The sequence below is a fragment of the Kluyvera intermedia genome (assembly GCF_021440345.1).
Classification (GTDB): domain Bacteria; phylum Pseudomonadota; class Gammaproteobacteria; order Enterobacterales; family Enterobacteriaceae; genus Kluyvera; species Kluyvera intermedia_A.
Map to the genome: position 1 here is coordinate 1 of NZ_JAKCNS010000169.1, position 2,524 is coordinate 2,524.

Consider the following 2,524-nt stretch of genomic DNA (forward strand, 5'->3'; position numbering starts at 1 on the left):
AAATAGTCTCTTCTATATCTAAAAAATGTTTTGAAGTTGCTGGTATGATTTCCATGATTTAATCCTTTAAATTGAATCTTCCTTATAGTGAACAAAAAACCCACCCCTAAAAGGAGTGGGTTTAAAAAGTTAGATACCATTTGTTCTTCTAAAATACATACCTTCCCAACCCGCACCAACTATACTAATTGGTGTTGGATGGTCACTGTATAATGCAACTGATAAGTTTTTAGCATTACCAGTAGCAGCGAATCTAACTTGAGCACTCTGAATATTTATGGTATTCAAACGTAAGTCATTAGTTCCGATTGCTGCACCTGCTTGATCTGTAATAAAAGTAGTAGCTCCATTATTAACGATGATATTAAATGCACCAGTATTTTTATAGTTTAGATAAACCCGGCGTAGTTGTAGACGGCCTGAAGATTCAGTAGCGGTCGAACCATCATCAGCGGTGTTCTTGATTAGTAGTTTACTGAACTCATAAACAAAACTATAAGACCTACCAATCGTTACGGTCTTCCCTGCATAATTCCCATTAACCCAAATCTTATCATTAGTTAAACTCCACGGTTCATCCTCATCATAAGGGAATCGATACATAAAACCATCATCCAGAATTAATACGTAGTCATATCGGGAACCAAAGTTACCGTATACTTCCGACATATCAACCATAGTTTTGTTAGTGAAGAAATCATAATTGTCATCAGGTATTGTATATGCTACTTTACCATCAATATAATAACGGTATAGTTCACTATCATAGTCTTTAGTATTCTGTGTGAAATCAATAGACTCTAAACACATACCATTAATACTATCGTAGAGAACATACATTTTACTGTCGATGCAATCACACGCTAATATATGTGTTTCTTCTGGGAACTCCCAATGACTCCAGGACTGTTGACGAACCTGTTCATCAATGTACAAGAACTTATACATGTAAATGATGTTACGTGCACCCTCTGTAAGAAGAGTAATAAAGTTCTCTGTGTTTGAACCTTTAATACTGAATATCCCATTTGGAATATAGTTAGGCACATGTGCAGAAATATCACTTGCGTTATTCACTGAACTAACATCTTGAACTGCATAGAAACGGTTAATACTACTGAACGTAGAACGCGGTGAACAGAAGTAAACACCACGGCCTAATGAATAAGGACGGGCATAATCTGAAACGTTAAAGTTAGTAGTTAAATCTATATTGATAGTCTTACCTGTCAATGCACCGTTTTTACTCAAAATAAATTGGCTGTCATTGCTCCAAAGTAAAAGCTGTTCAGAGAAAGGAACCGCAAATTTTAGAATGTTAATGCGGTTATCTGAGCTGGCTACATCAATTGGATCTGCATCGCCAGTAACGGATACGGACGGCATATAGAAGTTACCATACTTAGCAGCAGCCGAAAGTATTACATTCTCACCAGACAAAAAGCCTAAGCGGTTACTGAAGAAGAAACAATCATTGATAGTATTCTCTACGAATGATGGATCTGGATTACTATCATAGTCACCAGAACTACGCTCACCCCATGTGAATTCTTTGAAATCAAATGTACCATCTGCATTACTAATTAGAACGTGTGGCATAGTTGAAGCATCGATACCTTTTCTAACTCCTAACTGTGGGCATTCTTTCCAGATACGGTTATTAGCATCATATCGAACATAATAATCATCGGACGTTTGATTACTGATACCACTAATTTTTACTACGTAACCATCAGGAGCTACTAACGGTAGTTTTGCAGCCTGACTAACTTTAGTCCAAACCGGGTAAATCAAATCGTTGTTGTAACCATCTTTGGTAGAGATTTCCGTAATAGGTGTATCATCTGGGGTGATTATCTCTATGTACCCTGAACCGTTAATGTTAACAGTGTATGTAGGCCATACTTTTTTAATCGCTGCACCTAACTTATCTGCAATGCTTGAAGCGTCCATTTGCTGAACATCAGAAGCAGTAGAACCATTAGGAAGGACTACAGCAGCCGTCCATGTTCCGTTGATACCTACGGATAGTGAGCGTCCATACTGACCACCACGGACTACAATCAATGCTCTGTTCTGATCTTTGTAAGTAGGTGTTAGTTCGGTTCCTGGCTTAACGACAACTGAGCGATTAACAACAAAAGTGTAATCCGCAATAGTAACCATGCGTAGATACTCGCGTGGTGATTGAGTAGTAGCATAATTAAAGTCACCATTAACTACATGTTCATTCCCTTTCAGGTCGAACACCTTAATTGATTGTCCATCAAAAATTACATAATACTGTTCTTGTGCATCACGATTGATTAAGTGAATGAGTGGTTTAGCACCAAAGCTACCACTATCACCAAGACGTTTAATAAATTTTGATGGTGGACGTTTTTGTAAGCCATCAGTTTCAGAACTGAACGCATTAATTTGACGCTCTCCCTGTTCTGGATATCTTAGTTGATCTGGTTGTTGGCTAATACCCCCTACTAAGTTTTTAATTTCCTGTGATACAAGACTCATTATTATTATCTCC

Annotated in this window: 1 protein-coding gene; it reads right to left on the reverse strand. The window is 37.6% G+C overall.

All coding sequences use genetic code 11. The features are described 5' to 3' along the window. Nucleotides 1-129 precede the first annotated feature (129 nt). The coding region (locus LZ634_RS22535) for a hypothetical protein (RefSeq protein ID WP_234508952.1) at nucleotides 130-2,524 on the reverse strand (2,395 nt) is incomplete at its 5' end.